Raw genomic sequence first — 16,621 nt, 5'->3', positions numbered from 1 at the left:
ACTTCTGACTGGATTTTTTCCTGAAGCAGGACTCATTGCCCAACAGACAGTACAAATCAACTCTCTTTCAGACTATAAACCAAATACCGGCACTTGGCATAATGCCACAGAGGTATCAGGAAATTTGGACAAGCCCAATCTCCTAAACTTTACCAAAGGTGAAGGAGTGCTAGTCAACCAACCTACCAAGAAAAACAATGGTCAGGACTTGGTTTCCTTGGAAGAATTCGGTGATATTGACCTGGAACTTGAGGTCATGGTTGCCCCTGAATCCAATTCGGGTGTTTACCTGATGGGACAGTATGAAATTCAGATTCTCGACAGTTGGGGCAAAACCACTGCACGTGCAGGAGATATGGGCGGTGTCTATGAAAGATGGGATGAAAGCAAGCCTGATGGCCAAAAAGGATATCAAGGATATGCTCCGCGCCAAAATGTAAGCCGGGCCCCAGGTGTCTGGCAAAATCTCAAAGTCTCTTTCCAAGCTCCCAGATTCAATGAAAAGGGAGAGAAAACAGAAAACGCAAAATTCCTATCTGTCCACCTCAACGGCGTATTGATCCATGAAAATCTGGAGGTATTTGGACCAACAAGGGGTTCTTTGAAACCGAATGACATCCCAAGAGGTCCAATTAGGATTCAGGGTGACCATGGTGCAGTAGCTTTTAGAAATATCAAAGTCACCAAATTTGATTCGGAGGCCCCGGTGTTGTCAGAACTGCGTTATATGGTTTATGAAGGATTTTTTAACCAAGTTCCGGAATTTGACAAATTAAATGTTTCCGGGGTAGGAATAATTAAAAATATCAATGATCAAGTATATACTCCTACCAAACAAAACCTTATCAAGTATGAAGGCAAGCTGGAGATTCCTGCCTCTGGAAATTACAACTTTTTGATGGTGGTTCCTTCAGGAATGGGAGCGCTTTATATCAATGGAATCAACCTACTTCCGATACAGGAAGGGTATCAATTCAAAGAAATCACACTTCAAAAAGGGAGTGTCCCTGTAGAGATTTTGGTCTCCAAAACCATGGACTGGTCTAATACAGGCTTGGATCTAAGTATTGCGGGACCTGGTCTGCGTCTGTTTCCCCTATCCAAAAGCAAAGTATCAATCACTAACACGGTAGATCCTATATTGGTTAACCCCAATGAAGTTCCTGTTCTCAGGAGTTTTATTGATTTACCCGATGGGAAAAGACTCACACACGCTGTATCTGTTGCAGGTGCCCAAAAAGTGCATTATTCATTTGACTTAAGCAAAGGTAACCTTGTTCAAGTTTGGAGAGGAGGATTTTTGGATGCCACTCCCATGTGGAACAACCGCGGAAATGGTGTTTCCAAACCAATGGGCGCTGTGGTCTTTCTGGGAAATCCTGAAAAAAACCTGCATGACACAGAGTTCACCGCCATGAGCGAGAAATTCAAAGCAAATGGCTATCAGCTCAAAAATGGAGGAGTAGAATATCAGTATCAGAATATTGGGGTGAAGTTCAAGGATTTTATTATTGCACGAACCGATGGAAAAGGATTGGATCGGACCCTTACTACCGAAGGAATCACTGCCAATAAGCGTTATAGCATCGCTTCAGGTGGAGAAATCAGAATGATCCAGGACGGTTTATACTGGGTGGTAGACAAAGGTTACTACATTCAAATGGATCCAAAATCACCTTCCAAACCGGCCATTGAAAGTGGTAGCGATGGAATAAACCTGATGGTTTCTATCAGCCTTCCTTTACATTATTCCCTCTTGTTTTAACCTATTGCCATAAACTGATGAGAAAATTTAATTTAACATATACACTTTCATATTTGCTTTGCCTGTCAGGAATATTAATGCATCAGGCAAATGCCCAAGAATCTCCCATGGAGGAGGATTACTACAAGATTATGAAGGTAAGTTCACCAGAAGGCACTTTACTGGAAGTAGGTGGGCTGGTGATGCTGCCCAATGGACATCTTGGCGTGGCTACCCGACGAGGGGATGTTTTTATCGTGGAAAATCCCACCAGTCCTAGACCCTATTTCAGAAAATTCGCATCAGGCTTGCATGAAATACTTGGACTGGTTTACAAGGATGGTTCATTTTATTGTGCCCAAAGAGGGGAATTGACCAAGCTGACAGATACCAATCAAGATGGCGTTGCTGACCTTTACGAAACATTTGCCTCATGGCCAATTTCGGGACATTACCATGAATATAGCTTTGGACCTAAAGTAGGAAAAGACGGTAGCTTCTATGTTTCAGGTAACGTAGCTTTCGGAAATCAAGAATGGTGGCGAGGTGAAAGTCGCGTACCCTACAGAGGCTGGGTTATCAAAATAACTCCCTACGGATCCATTGAGCCATTTGCAACAGGTATGCGCTCTCCCGCAGGATTGGGAATTATTGACGGAGAATTGTTTTATACCGAAAACCAAGGAGATTACATGGGCTCCGGAGGTTTGTGGCACTTGGAGCAAGGTGATTTTACAGGACATCCAGCTGGATTGGCATGGACCGAAATGGAAGGTTCTCCATTGAAACTTACTTCAGCCCAATTTGATGCTGTAGTAGACCCAAGAAAAGTTAAAGACGAGAATGACCGATACATCAAACCTGAAAATGTAATTGATGAAGAGTTTGTGACCATGTATCAAGCAAAAGAAAAACTTCCTGATTTAAAATTACCTGCTGTATGGCTTCCACATGGCATACATGGGATTTCCAATGCAGAGCCTTTACAGATTCCAAAAGGTCATCTTGGGCCTTTTGAAGGTCAGATTTTGGTCGGCGATCAAGGTCAAAGTAAAATCATGAGGATTTTCCTTGAAAAAGTAAATGGAGAATACCAAGGAGCTTCTATAGATTTTAGAAGCGGTTTTCAATCCGGAGTGTTGAGGATGGCATTCGCTCAGGACAAATCCCTTTTTGTCGGAGAAACCAACAGAGGTTGGGGTTCAGCAGGAGAAGCCAACGAAGGTCTTCAAAGATTGGTTTGGAACAACGAGATGCCTTTTGAAATGAGGACCGTCAAAGCCATGCCTGACGGATTTGAAATTGAATTTACAAAGCCTGTTGATTTCAAAATAGCCACTGACCTAGCCTCTTATGCGGTACAGAGTTTTGTGTATAAATATCATCCAGTTTATGGAAGTCCGCCGGTAAATATTGTGGACAATGCTGTGTCAGGTGTCAAAGTTTCGGATGATGGCATGAAAGTCCGAATCATCGTTGACGGACTTAGAAAATATTATATCCATCGAATTACATTGGATGGCATTAGAGAGAGAAAAGATTCCCATTCCCTTGTGCATCCAACTGCCTACTATACCTTAAACAATATTCCAACAGGAGAAAAACTTGACCTTGTTGATGTCAGTCGGTTCAATTCGATTGTAGAACAGGAAAAGATCAAGGCCAAGGAAGCCAAGAAAACAGAAAATACCACAAAGCCTGCAGTAGCTGCAGCTGTTAAACCTGCTTCACCAAAAGTAGATGAGGTTCCCTCAATGGAAGTTATCAATGCTCTGTTGGCAAAAAACACCTGCACTGCCTGTCATCAGGCCAATAAAAAACAGGTAGGTCCCTCCTACACGGACATTGCAAAAAGAAAATATACCAATGAAAAGATAGTAGAATTGATCTATTACCCCAAGCCAGAAAACTGGCCTGAATATGCCACTCCCATGTCACCCATGCCCCATGTCCCCCGTGATGAAGCTTTGAAAATAGCTGCTTATATCAATTCCTTAAGGTAGCTCCTCGGGATTTATAATCCCGAGGACAGATAAATGGAATTTGTAATTCCAATAGCTTAGGACATATTGAGACAAGGATTACAAATCATATTCATCTTTGGTTCGACATAACAAATATCAAACAGCTAGAACTGAACATCTGAAATTTTTCCCTTAGGTAATTTTTATCACACTTTAACAGGCATCAATAAGCTTATATTTGTATTCATAAAATCAAAAAGCTTGGAGATATCAGTTCCAGAGCTTTTAACAATTTGAAAATAAAAATTAAAAAAATATGTTCTTCGAACTCGTTTATGACAAAAGTTTAGCGCAGGCCAGTTATGTAATCGGATGTCAGGCAGCAGGAATTGCTGCTGTAATCGATCCAAAAAGAGATGTAGATACTTATATCAACATTGCAATAGCCAACAACTTGAAAATCACCCATATCCTGGAAACGCACATCCATGCGGATTTTCTTTGCGGTTCAAGGGAATTGGCTGCCTTGACCGGCGCAGAATTGTACTTATCTGACGAAGGCGATGATAACTGGAAATATGAATTTCCTCACAACAAAATCAAACATGGTGATGTGGTTAAAATGGGTAACTTGACTTTTGAAGTTCTCCATACTCCAGGACATACACTTGAAAGTATCAGCTTTTTATTAACTGACAAACCTGCCACCAATGAGCCTGTGATGTTATTTACGGGTGACTTTGTATTCGTAGGTGATGTGGGAAGACCTGATTTATTGGAACAGGCCGCAGGTCTCAAAGGAACACAGGATATCGGCGCCGCTCAGATGTTTGATTCATTACAGGAATTCAACAAACTCGGAGATTATATTCAAGTTTGGCCTGGTCACGGTGCAGGTTCTGCCTGTGGGAAAGCCCTTGGTGCCGTACCATCGACTACAGTAGGATACGAAAAAATAAGAAACTGGGCCTTGCAGCTTTTGGATGACAAAGTAGCTTTTGCCAAGGAGCTGTTGTCCGGTCAACCTGAGCCGCCAAAGTACTTCGCCAAGATGAAGAAACTCAACAAGGTGGACAGAAAATTGGTAACTGAAGTACCTTCAATTGAAAACCTTTCCAAAGAAGCGTTTAAAAAAATCAAGAATAAAGGTTTGAAAATTATAGATGCCAGACCATGGGAAGAATATGCAAAAGGATTTCTAAATGGCACATTAAGTATCACCAATAATAATTCCTTCTCCACTTGGATGGGTTGGTATTTGAACTATGAAGAAAACTTCATCATCATCGCTGAGGAAAACCAAGTTGAGGATATTACCAGAAAGTTGATGAGAATAGGGTTGGATAACTTATCAGGATACATCACCCCTGAGCAGTTGGACACTTTTGAGAAAGGAAATCTTGAAACCTTTACACCAATAGATAAAGAAACTGTAATATCTAAATTGGACGAAGATGCACAGGTTGTTGATGTGAGAGGTGCATCTGAATTCAATGAAGGCCATATAAAAGGAGCTATTAACCTATTTGTCGGCAAACTTCCACAGAATCTTGACAAGGTGTCCAAAGACAAGCCCGTTATCATTTATTGCCAAGCAGGTGGCAGAGCAGCTATCGCCTACTCCATTTTGAAAGCCAATGGATTTGACAATATATTGAACTATGCAGGTGGCTGGAATGACTGGTTTGCAGAAGAAAAAGAATTGGTTAATGGTTAAGTGTGATTGATTTTGGTCGAAAGACCAGTATGTAAAAAGCCCGGGAAACCAGGCTTTTTTTGCTCCTCGGGATTTGTAATCGCGAGGACAGATATTTGGAATTTGTAATTCTAAGGATAGCCATCTTTATCAAAACTAACAACAGGGTATTTTTTAGCAAGCTTATGAATTAAGGCTGACTTTATTATTCCACTGCTGCCTATTACAATTTTTACGTCTCTTTGCTTGATAATTTTTTAATGAACAGTCATTCCACCATCAAATACCTGAATGGTATCATCGCTGGCAAAAATCATTACAAGTTCTGCTATTTCACTGGCCTGTACATATTGCCAAAGAGGAATTGCTAATTCAAGATTTACTTTTATCTCTGCTCCCTGACCCCTAGAAAAACCTTCATCCGGCGAGCGAATTATTCGATTAACAAAGGGAGAAGAATATATGCTATTTACCTTTATTTTTTTTAGATCGGCTTCCACAGACATTACTTGCAAAATTCCTACACAAATATGTTCACCGGCTATATAAGCGCTTATATATGGGCCTCCTACCAAACCTGATAATGATATGATGCTGCCACCGACATTCATTTGTGGCAATAGGTATTTATTTCTCAACCAAACGCCTCTTACGTTGACTGAATTTACTTTGTCAAAGATTTCTTCCGAATAGTCAACAATTGGTTCTTCCACTCCCTCAATTCCTGGATTGTTAAAAAAGACATCGATTTTTCCGAAATATTCCACCGCTTTGTCAGCGTATCTTTGAACGTCTTCTGATTTGGATACATCTGCCACACAATACTTGACGTCTTTTCCGCCCAATTCTTCAACAGCTTTTTTAAGTACCTCTTCTTCTAAATCTACCAAAAGCACTTTAGCTCCCTCATCTAAAAAAAGCTTAGCAGTATTTCTACCAATACTCCCTGCACCGCCGGTAACAATTGCTACTTTATTTTCTAATTTTTTCATCTTTGATAAAGTATTTAAAATCATACATGAATCAGAATTGGTTGAATGGCTTAAAGTTTACATTAATAAAAGTACGTGACATCCAAGGTTTATGCATTACACTATGATTGGTATATGTTGCATGATCCCCTCATAAGAAAAGTCAGGGTGGTAAAAAATCAATACTTGGGGAGGGTTAACTTTGAAAACGATCCAGCTTCCTGCTCCTCGTGATTTGCAATCGCGAAGACAGATGATTGGAATTTGTAATTCCAGTAAAACCTCCCTAAACGAGACTAGGATTACAAATCCTAGTTATCTGTCGTTCGATACCGAATATTCGGTATCGAACAGCGAGAAAATTATGATGAGGAGTTAGTTTCACTTTTCATTTTCCAAGCGCTTTATCATGGTTTTCATTTCTTCAATTTCCTCGCGTTGGGCTTTTATAATATCATTGGCTAATTGTTTCACCTCAGGGTCTAGGATATCTGCCCTTTCGCTCGTAAGGATTGCAATAGAATGGTGAGGAATCATTGCTTTCATCCACAAGATATCGCCTATGATAGGTGACTGTATTCTTACCAGGCCCAATGCTGATACAAATAAAATGGCACTACCTGCAAGAATAGTTATGTTTTTCTTTTTGTTTTGGTACATTTTTCTCATGAAAAACCACATAATGACTGCCATTGCTGAAATACCTAAACAGGTCATATAAAACCGTGTAAGGCTAAAATAAACGTGGTCTATGGCATAGGTATTTAAATACATGGTGATGTACATTGCTACAAATGAGCAAGCCAACATTAAAAAGAATGTTTTGTAATTGTTGTTTTGTTCTGCACTTTCCATGATTATTTGATTTAAATTTTAAATATCAACAGTTCTTAACCGTAAAGCATTGGCTATAACAGACACAGAACTAAAACTCATCGCCAAGGCTGCTATCATAGGTGATAGTAATATTCCGAAGAATGGAAATAACAAACCTGCTGCAATGGGAATACCCAAGGTGTTGTAAATGAGTGCAAAAAACAAATTTTGCTTGATGTTTATCATTACTGAATGACTCAAATTGCGTGCTTTTACAATGCCTTGCAAATCGCCTTTTATCAGTGTTATCATGGCGCTTTCAATGGCAACGTCTGTGCCTGTTCCCATGGCAATTCCTACATCACTTTTTGCTAGAGCAGGGGCATCATTTATACCGTCACCAGCCATTGCCACCACCTTGCCTTGTTGTTGAAGTTTTTCCACTTCATTCATTTTATCTTTGGGAAGCATACTGGCTTTAAAATCTGCTAAATTGAGTTCATCAGCAACGGCTTTTGCCGTGTCGTGATTATCGCCTGTAAGCATAATTACGTCAATGCCGTTTTTTTGAAGTTCGGCAATGGCTTTGGCACTTGTGGATTTGATTTTATCGCCAATCACCACATAGCCAACTACTTTTTGATCAACAGACAGGTATGAAACTGTTTTACCCTGCTGTTGGTATTTTTTAGCCTCTTCCTGCATTGTAGAAGTAATTTCAGCATTAGCATATTCCATCATTTTCGGATTGCCCAAAGCTGTTTTTTTACCTTCAATTGTTGCCTCAACACCTTTGCCTGTTACAGCACTGAAATTTTCAGATTTCAAAATATCCACACTTTGCTCTTTACCATATTTCACCGTTGCTTCAGCTAATGGATGCTCGCTATTGCTGTTTAAGGAGACGATATATTGAAGCACTTCGCTTTCACTGAGACCATTATCGAAAGCACCCATTTTTTCAACTGCAGGTTTTCCTTCGGTTATGGTGCCCGTTTTGTCAATGATCAATGTATTTACCTTGTTTAGCTTTTCAAGTGCTTCTGCATTTTTAATCAACACCCCATTTTGAGCGCCTTTGCCAACACCAACCATGACGGACATTGGTGTTGCCAACCCTAAAGCACAGGGACAAGCAATGATCAAAACGGCAATGGCATTCACAAACGCAAATACATAAGCAGGTTCTGGTCCCCAAATAGCCCAAACTGCAAAAGTGAGCAAAGAAATAAGAACTACAATCGGCACAAAATAGCCTGAGACTTTATCTGCCAAATTCTGGATAGGGGCACGACTTCTACTGGCATTATTCACCATATGAATGATCTGAGACAGTAATGTGTCGCTACCTACTTTTTCTGCTTTCATCAGAAAAGATTGGTTGCCATTGATCGTGCCACTGCTTACTTTATCACCTTCGGCTTTATTTACAGGAATAGGTTCGCCTGTAATCATGGATTCATCAATAGTGGTGTCGCCTTCCGAAATTGAACCATCTACAGGAATTTTTTCGCCAGGTTTTACTTTTAAGATATCCCCTAATTCTATTTTGTCTATACTCACTTCTACTTCTTCACCATTGACAATTTTAATGGCTTTGTTTGGTGCTAATTTTAAAAGTTCTTTAACCGCTGAATTGGTTTTGCTATGGGCACGGGCTTCTAATAATTGCCCTAGGAGTACCAAAGTCAAAATAACTGTAGCAGCTTCAAAATAGACATGAACTGCTCCTGATTCGGTTTTAAACTGTGCTGGAAATATATCCGGAAAAAGCATTCCAAACACACTAAATAACCAAGCCACCCCTGCCCCAATTCCGATCAGTGTAAACATATTGAGATTCCACGTTTTTATGCTTTTGTAGGCACGCTCAAAAAACATCCATGTGGCATAAAAAACTACTGGAATGGACAATGCAAACTGTATCCAATTCCAATATTTTTGTTCCAGTATCTGATACAAAGGATTATTGGATATCATTTCACTCATGGCGATTAAGAAAATAGGTAGCGTGAATACTGATGCTATCCAAAATTTCCTTAATAGATTTTTGTATGTTTTTTCTTCTGCTGAAAGGTCAGCTTGTAGAGGCACCAAATCCATTCCACAAATAGGACAAGCACCGGCTTCATCCTTTACTATTTCCGGGTGCATTGGACAGGTCCATTGTTCTGACGAGTTACTGGATATATTTTGCTCTTCCACTAAATCCATTCCACAGACCGGACAATCGCCTGCTTTGTCATAGGTTTTATCACCTTCACAATGCATTGGACAATAAAATGTGCCCGTGCCTTTCCCTTTTGATTTCTCTTTTTTAGGATTTGGAAGATGTTGATGTTCTCCTGATTTATGGATACTATATGTTCCTCCATCAGTCTTTAAAGCCTCTTGAAAAGTTTCAAAAGGAATGTGTTTTTCCATTTCGATGGAGGCTTCGGCTTTTTCTAAATCAACTGCTGCATCTGTAACCCCTTCTACATTTGAAAGTATTTTTTTTACATGACTGGAACAGCCATTGCAAGTCATTCCTTGTATATGATAAGTATGTCTCATTTTTTTTTGATAATCAGTAAAATGGTAGCCATAAAAACTGTTCAGTGGCTGTTTGATACGCTCAAGTTAAATCATATCTCTCTTAGCTCCTATCAGAAAAGGGATTTGTAAATAAACAATGTTAAGACTTTTTATAGCGCTTTGTATTATACCATATTATTATTTTGTTATACATTTTGAACAATATTTATCCGCTCCTCGTGATTTGCAATCCTGAGAACAGATAATTTGAATTTGTAATTCCATTAACACCTGCCTGCCCAAAACCAGGATTACAAATCCTTTTTATCTGTCGTCCGACATTACAAATTCCGAAAAGATTAATAAAATAATAAAAGATATTTTTGTCTTTAATATAAAAAAGGATATATTTGTCCTGTATTGAAGAAGAGATGTTTTCCAAAGCCTGTAAATATGCCATCAACGCCATGATATACATGGCAACTTTACCCCAAGGTCAGGAAAGGGCTGGATTGAAAGAAATTTCAAAGGCGATCAATTCTCCAGAAGCATTTACCGCAAAAATATTGCAAGAGCTGGTCAAAAGTGATTTGCTCAATTCAGTCAAAGGCCCAAATGGAGGTTTTCACATTCAAGGAGATCCTTCCCGAATGTTTCTTGCAGAAATTGTCCACTCCATCGATGGTGACATGATATTCTTAGGTTGTGCCTTGGGATTGGAAACCTGCTCGGAAGATCATCCCTGCCCTGTTCACCACAAATTCAAAGCCGTCAGAGACCATCTCACAGGGATGCTCATGACCACTAGCTTAAAGGACGTAGCTGATCGGGTCAATATTGGAATCAGCTTTCTGAGGTACTGAAAAAAATTTAATTTAATAAAGGATAAAATAGTCTTAATATAAATCTCAAAATCATGATCAAAGAACTGGAAAATAGAAAAGTAGGGGCCATAGTTGCCGAAAACTTTAAAACCGCAAAAGTATTCACCAAATATGGAATCGACTTCTGCTGTAGAGGTGGTATCAGTCTACAGGAAGCTTGTAGCAAAAACGGAGCAAATCTACAGGAAGTCACTGAGGATTTACAAAAAGCAACAGTACTTCCTGATGAGGTCCATTACACAGACTTCGGTCTATCAAAATTGATAGATTATATTATTGAAACCCATCATCAATATGTCGAAAATGCATTACCTCCTTTGAAAGCTTATCTACAGAAGCTAGCTACAGTCCACGGTGAAAGACACTCTGAATTATTTCAGATTCGGGATGAGTTTATGGCTGCCTCCGATGCCCTGACTTCGCATATGAAAAAAGAGGAACTGATACTGTTCCCTTATGTCAAAGCCATGGAAGAGGCCGAAAAAAGTGGCTTTCCACTTTCAAAACCACACTTTGGTCATATTGACAATCCAATTAGGATGATGGAAGATGAGCATGATACTGAAGGGGAAAGATTCAGGACCATTTCCAAATTGAGTGATGGTTACAAAACCCCTTCTGATGGCTGTCAGACATACCGGGTTGCATTTGAAATGCTCAAGGAATTTGAATCAGACCTACATACCCATATCCACTTGGAAAATAACATTCTGTTTCCAAAAGCCACTGAATTGTACACCCAAATGAATTCCTGATAAATGAATTCCGCCCAATCACATATTGACCCTAATAGTACTTCCTTCAGACCGATGGAAGTCTTGGCCAAACCATGGATGATTTGGGCGGTAATTTTCTTTTTGATGGCCTCGTTTTTCGGGTTGGCTATGCGATACTTTCACATCGGAGAGATCCCCTACTTTGAGTACAAACACCTGCTTCATGCCCACTCCCATGTGGCATTGTTGGGATGGGGGTATTTACTACTTTCAGGTGCGCTTGTATTCACATTTGTAAAAGATATCACAAGGCTTAAAATCTACAGAAATCTATTATTTCTTGCTGTAATCGCCAACATTGGTATGATGTTGAGTTTCCCTTTTCAGGGATACGGATTATATAGCATTGCATTTTCCACCATCCATCTTTTGGTCAGTTATTGTTTTGCGTACTTTTTCTTACAGGATATATCCAAAATTAAAAGCCAGGCTTCAGTTAAATTAATTCAATATAGTATCTATTGGATGGTTCTTTCAACTCTGGGGCTATGGGCAATAGCACCTATCGCAGCAACATTGGGAAGATTGCATCCGCTATATTTTATGAGTGTCCAGTGGTTTTTGCACTTTCAGCTCAATGGCTGGTTTGTTTATGCTTTATTGGGCTTATTGGTCCACTATGCCATTCAAAAAGGGTTTACTGTCAATCTCAGCAAAATCACTTTTTTGATCCTCAACCTTTCTTTATTCTTTACTTATGCACTGGCAGTATCCTGGAGCACACCGATTGAAAGTCTTTATTATTTCAATACGCTTGGCGTCCTGCTTCAAGGCATAGCCTATTTCTGGATTTTGAAATCTGCAAAATTCTTAAGTTCTGATTTTTTGAAGATCCCAAACCATTGGATTGATGGTATGATATACCTAGGGGTTTTGAGTCTGGCAGCGAAAGCATTTATTCAGAGCGCCCTTGTCCTTCCTGAAGTGGCTACGATGGCCTTTAACATCAGAATGTATGTTATAGGATTTATTCACTTGGTGATGCTCGGTGCCATTACATTTGGTATCGGTGGTCTTGCAGTAAAAAATTTTTGGCTCCCCTCCAACCGACCCTCCAAATGTGGTTGGATCATTCTGAGCTTTGGATTTATCAGTTCTGAAATCCTTTTATTGGGGCAGGGCACCTTGCTTTGGGCCAAAATGGGATTTATCCCACAATATCATCTCCTCTTATTCCTTTCCTCCACCCTATTCCCACTGGCATTGATATTACTCTTGATCAGCATGGTGAAAAACCAAGGAAAATATTCAACCATCCCGATTCTAAATCAAATAAAATCCAAAACTCAAATTTCAACAAACAAACAAACTATGAAAACTTCAATGCTCATGTCATTTGGAGCAGCATTACTCCTGATGATCAGTTGTGGAGGTGGAGGAGGTGAAAACCAGGGCTCCTACACCCCACCAAGTGCCGAAACAGAGAAACCCGCTGACCCAAAGGGTATCGGTGAAATCAAAAATGTAGATCTCGGTGAAGGAATCGACGAATCCATGGCAAACAATGGCAAGGCAATTCTGGACATGAAATGTACAGCATGCCATCAATACAATGACAAGCGATTAGTTGGGCCTGGATTTGAAGGTGTCACTAACAGAAGACGTCCTGAATGGATCATGAACATGATCACTAATGTAGAGGTGATGCTCGATGAAGATCCGGTTGCTCAAGCGCTTTTGGAAGAATGCCTCACCAGAATGCCCAACCAGAATATCACCGTTGCGGATTCAAGAGATATCCTTGAATTTCTCCGCAAAAATGATCTTGAAAGAACAGGTACCAAAGATGCCGCAATAAATTAATCCAATATAAATCCCAAACAAAAATGAAAACAAGAATGTGGTTATTGGCAGGAGCTGCGATAGCAATGTCTTTTGCCTATGGATGTAAACCAAAAGGAGCGCAAAGTACGATCTCCGGTGATGCAGCCAGTAAAGTATATGTCCCGCCTGGACAATATGATGAATTTTACAATATAGTTTCGGGTGGATTTAACGGTCAGATGTCAGTCGTAGGACTACCATCAGGAAGGGTATTCAAGATACTTCCGGTATTTTCAGTTCACCCCGAAAACGGATATGGTTTTTCTGAAGAAACCAAACCAATGCTCAATACTGCAAATGGTTTTGTTCCTTGGGATGATTTGCACCACATCGCGATTTCTACTACCAATGCTGAACATGATGCTCGATGGGCATTTGGAAACGCAAATAATACGCCGCGTATAGCAAGGGTTGACCTTACTACCTTCAAAACTGTTGAGATTATAGAAATACCCAACTCAGCAGGAAATCACTCTTCTCCATTTATCACAGAAAACACTGAGTACGTGGTCGCAGGTACAAGATTCTCTGTTCCCACAGGTGCGGATGAAAACAGGGACGTGCCTATATCCACTTACAAAGAAAACTTCAAAGGACATCTCAGCTTCATCAGTGTAGATCCTGAAACCGGTGAGATGGACCTCAGTTTCCAGATTGAGGCACCCCCTTTTAACTTTGATTTAGCAAGGGCAGGAAAGAAAAAGTCCCATGGTTGGTTCTTTTTCTCCACTTATAACACTGAAATGGCGCATACCCTTTTGGAAGTCAACGCCTCCCAAAAAGACAAAGATTATATCATGGCTGTCAACTGGAAAAAAGCAGAAGAATATATCAAGCAAGGAAAAGGCAAGAAACAAAGTGTGAAATACGCCCATAATGTTTGGGATGAAAATACCCATACAGGAGTATCCACAATCAAGAACGAGGTTTTGGTCCTTGACCCAACGGAGATGAAAGACATTGTTTATTTTATCCCTTGTCCCAAATCTCCACACGGAACTGATACTGATCCTACAGGGGAATATATCATTGGCAGTGGAAAATTAGCCGCAATTATTCCGGTATTTTCATTTACCAAGATGTTGAAGGCAATTGAAGATGAGGACTTTGAGGGTCCATTGCAGGGAATGCCCGTGTTGAAGTATGAATCTGTGCTACACGGAGAAGTACAGAAGCCTGGACTAGGCCCCTTGCACACTGAATTTGACGGTAAAGGATTTGCTTACACTTCTATGTTTGTATCCTCTGAAATTGTAAAATGGAATATCGAAACGCTGGAAGTGGTAGATCGGGTACCCACCTATTATTCAGTCGGTCACTTAATGATACCCGGCGGTCCAACCGGCAAGCCTCATGGAAAATACATGGTTGCCTACAATAAAATCACCAAGGATAGATATCTACCCACAGGGCCTGAATTGGCACATTCCGCACAGCTTTATGATATTTCCGGAGACAAAATGCAACTTCTCCTTGATTTTCCTACCATTGGTGAACCACATTATGCCGAGGCATTTCCTGCATCTTTGATCATGGACAAGCAGGTGAAGTTTTACAAAATGGAGGACAATAACCACCCAAGAGCCCTCAAAGGGATCAACGATGCCCGAGTAGAAAGAGATGGAAATAAGATCCACATTTACCTTACTAGTATTCGATCCAATTTCAGACCTGATAATATCGAAGGGATAAGAGTCGGTGATGAGGTTTACTTCCACATGACCAATCTGGAACAGGATTGGGACGTTCCCCACGGATTAGCAGTGAAGGGAGCCAATACCGCAGAACTACTTGTAATGCCAGGTGAAACAGCTACGCTGAAATGGGTGCCGGATAGAGTCGGAATTTTCCCCTTCTATTGTACTGATTTCTGTTCAGCCCTGCATCAGGAAATGCAAGGGTATATCAGGGTATCCCCTGCTGGCAGTAATACTCCTTTAAAATTCTCAACTGGTGATGCAGAATAGTTGCTCAACATCTAATACCGCCAGCAGAAATGTTGGCGGTTTACCTAAAAAGAAATGAAAACAATCAGTCCAATAAACCGATTTCTGGTCTTGATGGCCTCCTTGCTGATGATCTCAGCCTACTTCACTCCACTTTGGCAAATCAGTCTTTGGGCCCCACAATATCCTGAGGGGCTGAACATGAAAATATGGATTGACAAGCTAAGTGGTGATGTGAATATCATCAATGGTGTCAATCATTATATAGGCATGAAGCACTTTGGGGTAGAAATGTTTCCTGAATTCACTTACCTCATTTATGTCTTTGGAGTTATCATCGGATTTGGCATTCTATCTGCGATCATTGCAAAGAGGTGGATGGTATATTCCTTTTTTGGGCTTATTGTCCTAATGGGAATTGGAGTTCTCGTAGATATGTATTTCTGGGGATATGACTATGGACATAATCTGGACCCCACAGCAGCCATAAAAGTCCCTGGAATGGCCTATCAGCCACCATTGATCGGATACAAAGAACTCCTAAACTTCCTTGCCTATTCCGGACCCGATATCGGTGGTTGGATACTTGGCGGTGCTGCTTTTATTATGGGAGTGGTGGTAGTGGTGGAATGGAGGAGGAAAGAGAAAGGATGAAGTAGAAAAGATGATGGAGGAAGGATTGTAGATTTTAGATCTTAGATTTTAGATTTAAACTACAGTAGCTAAGGGGTTAAATTGGAATTTATCACGGTTCTGTCAGCTTAGCTCCTCGGAAATCAGGGCGGGCTTTGTTACTTGACTCCCCGATACTCAGTGCAGGCTTTGTTTCTTGTTTCTTGGTTCTAACATCTCGGCTCTCGCATCTCGGCTCTCGGCTCTCGCATCTCAACTCTCGCATCTCGCATCTCGGCTCTCATTTCTCCAATCTCACATCTTATGTCTAACGTCTCATGTCTCAAAAAATGAAACATCTCATAAACATTCTCTTAATCGCTCTCCTCTTTGGTTGCAGTGCAGACCCGCGGGCTATCAATTATGGAGAGGATGTCTGTCATCATTGCAAAATGAAATTGATGGATCCGCATTATGGTGCAGAAGTGGTCACTCAAAAAGGTAAGATATACATCTTTGATGATGTCAATTGCCTGATGTCCTTTCTGGAATCTGATGAGGTCAATGAACAAGACCTCAAACATATCCTAACTACAGATTACGATCAACCGGAAACATTATCCGATGCCAAGATTTCCTTTTACCTCAAATCAGAAGCTTTCAAAACCCCTATGGCCAGCAATATCATTGCTTTCTCAGATTATGAAACACTCAAGAAGTATAAAAAAGAACACGGTGGTGTCTATCTGGCCTGGGGTGAATTGGTGACGCAGTTTAAATAAGGGTAGATTTTAGATTGTAGATTTTAGATTGTAGTAGGATCAGAGATGAAGGATGAGGGGTCGACAGTAGGTTAAGGGATGAAGGAGAA

The 16,621-nt window shown here is 40.4% G+C and carries 12 protein-coding genes; 9 read left to right on the top strand and 3 right to left on the bottom strand.

All coding sequences use genetic code 11. The features are described 5' to 3' along the window. From ACEW8U_RS12695 to ACEW8U_RS12685, 3 genes are all read left to right on the top strand, one after another. A partial coding sequence (locus ACEW8U_RS12695) for a DUF1080 domain-containing protein (RefSeq protein ID WP_373522420.1) occupies nt 1–1,765 on the top strand: 1,765 nt, incomplete at its 5' end. Nucleotides 1,766–1,842: 77 nt separating this feature from the next. Further along, a complete protein-coding gene (locus ACEW8U_RS12690; RefSeq protein ID WP_373522423.1) occupies nt 1,843–3,747 on the top strand; it encodes a c-type cytochrome in 1,905 nt (634 codons plus the stop codon). 277 nt (nt 3,748–4,024) lie between these two features. Next, nucleotides 4,025–5,425, top strand: a complete 1,401-nt coding sequence (locus ACEW8U_RS12685) for a rhodanese-like domain-containing protein (protein WP_373522419.1) — start codon at nt 4,025–4,027, stop codon at nt 5,423–5,425. 236 nt (nt 5,426–5,661) lie between these two features. Here the strand turns inward: ACEW8U_RS12685 and ACEW8U_RS12680 are convergent, their stop codons facing one another. The 3 genes from ACEW8U_RS12680 to ACEW8U_RS12670 all read right to left on the bottom strand — a co-directional run bounded on the left by ACEW8U_RS12680 (nt 5,662) and on the right by ACEW8U_RS12670 (nt 9,747). Then, nucleotides 5,662–6,396, bottom strand: coding sequence for an SDR family NAD(P)-dependent oxidoreductase (locus ACEW8U_RS12680; protein ID WP_373522418.1), 735 nt, complete (start codon nt 6,394–6,396; stop codon nt 5,662–5,664). Between the two features lie 360 nt (nt 6,397–6,756). Continuing rightward, nucleotides 6,757–7,230, bottom strand: a complete 474-nt coding sequence (locus tag ACEW8U_RS12675) for a DUF305 domain-containing protein (RefSeq protein ID WP_373522417.1) — start codon at nt 7,228–7,230, stop codon at nt 6,757–6,759. A gap of 18 nt (nt 7,231–7,248) precedes the next feature. Further along, nucleotides 7,249–9,747, bottom strand: coding sequence for a heavy metal translocating P-type ATPase (locus ACEW8U_RS12670; RefSeq protein WP_373522416.1), 2,499 nt, complete (start codon nt 9,745–9,747; stop codon nt 7,249–7,251). A 392-nt stretch (nt 9,748–10,139) separates the two neighbouring features. Here ACEW8U_RS12670 and ACEW8U_RS12665 point away from each other — a divergent pair, with 392 nt between their 5' ends. The 6 genes from ACEW8U_RS12665 to ACEW8U_RS12640 all read left to right on the top strand — a co-directional run bounded on the left by ACEW8U_RS12665 (nt 10,140) and on the right by ACEW8U_RS12640 (nt 16,532). Continuing rightward, the gene (locus tag ACEW8U_RS12665; RefSeq protein ID WP_373522422.1) at nt 10,140–10,571 is read left to right on the top strand and encodes an Rrf2 family transcriptional regulator; all 432 of its coding nucleotides are present in this window, start codon (nt 10,140–10,142) and stop codon (nt 10,569–10,571) included. A gap of 53 nt (nt 10,572–10,624) precedes the next feature. Continuing rightward, nucleotides 10,625–11,347, top strand: a complete 723-nt coding sequence (ric, locus tag ACEW8U_RS12660) for an iron-sulfur cluster repair di-iron protein (protein ID WP_373522415.1) — start codon at nt 10,625–10,627, stop codon at nt 11,345–11,347. A gap of 3 nt (nt 11,348–11,350) precedes the next feature. After that, nucleotides 11,351–13,171 (top strand): c-type cytochrome, encoded by a 1,821-nt coding sequence (locus ACEW8U_RS12655; protein WP_373522414.1) that lies wholly within the window; start codon nt 11,351–11,353, stop codon nt 13,169–13,171. A 23-nt stretch (nt 13,172–13,194) separates the two neighbouring features. Then, nucleotides 13,195–15,159, top strand: coding sequence for a Sec-dependent nitrous-oxide reductase (gene nosZ / locus ACEW8U_RS12650; RefSeq protein ID WP_373522413.1), 1,965 nt, complete (start codon nt 13,195–13,197; stop codon nt 15,157–15,159). A 54-nt stretch (nt 15,160–15,213) separates the two neighbouring features. After that, a complete protein-coding gene (locus ACEW8U_RS12645) occupies nt 15,214–15,792 on the top strand; it encodes a hypothetical protein (RefSeq protein WP_373522412.1) in 579 nt (192 codons plus the stop codon). Nucleotides 15,793–16,100: 308 nt separating this feature from the next. Beyond that, nucleotides 16,101–16,532 carry a nitrous oxide reductase accessory protein NosL gene (locus ACEW8U_RS12640; RefSeq protein ID WP_373522411.1) on the top strand — a complete coding sequence of 144 codons (432 nt, stop codon included), beginning with the start codon at nt 16,101–16,103 and terminating at the stop codon, nt 16,530–16,532. The last annotated feature ends 89 nt before the right edge of the window (nt 16,533–16,621 follow it).

It is taken from the genome of Aquiflexum sp. (assembly GCF_041751335.1).
GTDB lineage: Bacteria > Bacteroidota > Bacteroidia > Cytophagales > Cyclobacteriaceae > Aquiflexum.
The sequence above is the reverse complement of the archived record's forward strand: the minus strand, read 5'-3'. Positions and strand labels throughout refer to the sequence as shown.

What these genes read in the sequence shown, in the direction of transcription:
- ACEW8U_RS12690 (WP_373522423.1), top strand. Translation starts at nt 1,843, where the DNA reads ATGCATCAGGCAAATGCCCAAGAATCTCCCATGGAGGAGGATTACTAC.
- ACEW8U_RS12685 (WP_373522419.1), top strand. Translation starts at nt 4,025, where the DNA reads ATGTTCTTCGAACTCGTTTATGACAAAAGTTTAGCGCAGGCCAGTTAT.
- ACEW8U_RS12680 (WP_373522418.1), bottom strand. Translation starts at nt 6,396, where the DNA reads ATGAAAAAATTAGAAAATAAAGTAGCAATTGTTACCGGCGGTGCAGGG.
- ACEW8U_RS12675 (WP_373522417.1), bottom strand. Translation starts at nt 7,230, where the DNA reads ATGGAAAGTGCAGAACAAAACAACAATTACAAAACATTCTTTTTAATG.
- ACEW8U_RS12670 (WP_373522416.1), bottom strand. Translation starts at nt 9,747, where the DNA reads ATGAGACATACTTATCATATACAAGGAATGACTTGCAATGGCTGTTCC.
- ACEW8U_RS12665 (WP_373522422.1), top strand. Translation starts at nt 10,140, where the DNA reads ATGTTTTCCAAAGCCTGTAAATATGCCATCAACGCCATGATATACATG.
- ric (WP_373522415.1), top strand. Translation starts at nt 10,625, where the DNA reads ATGATCAAAGAACTGGAAAATAGAAAAGTAGGGGCCATAGTTGCCGAA.
- ACEW8U_RS12655 (WP_373522414.1), top strand. Translation starts at nt 11,351, where the DNA reads ATGAATTCCGCCCAATCACATATTGACCCTAATAGTACTTCCTTCAGA.
- nosZ (WP_373522413.1), top strand. Translation starts at nt 13,195, where the DNA reads ATGAAAACAAGAATGTGGTTATTGGCAGGAGCTGCGATAGCAATGTCT.
- ACEW8U_RS12645 (WP_373522412.1), top strand. Translation starts at nt 15,214, where the DNA reads ATGAAAACAATCAGTCCAATAAACCGATTTCTGGTCTTGATGGCCTCC.
- ACEW8U_RS12640 (WP_373522411.1), top strand. Translation starts at nt 16,101, where the DNA reads ATGAAACATCTCATAAACATTCTCTTAATCGCTCTCCTCTTTGGTTGC.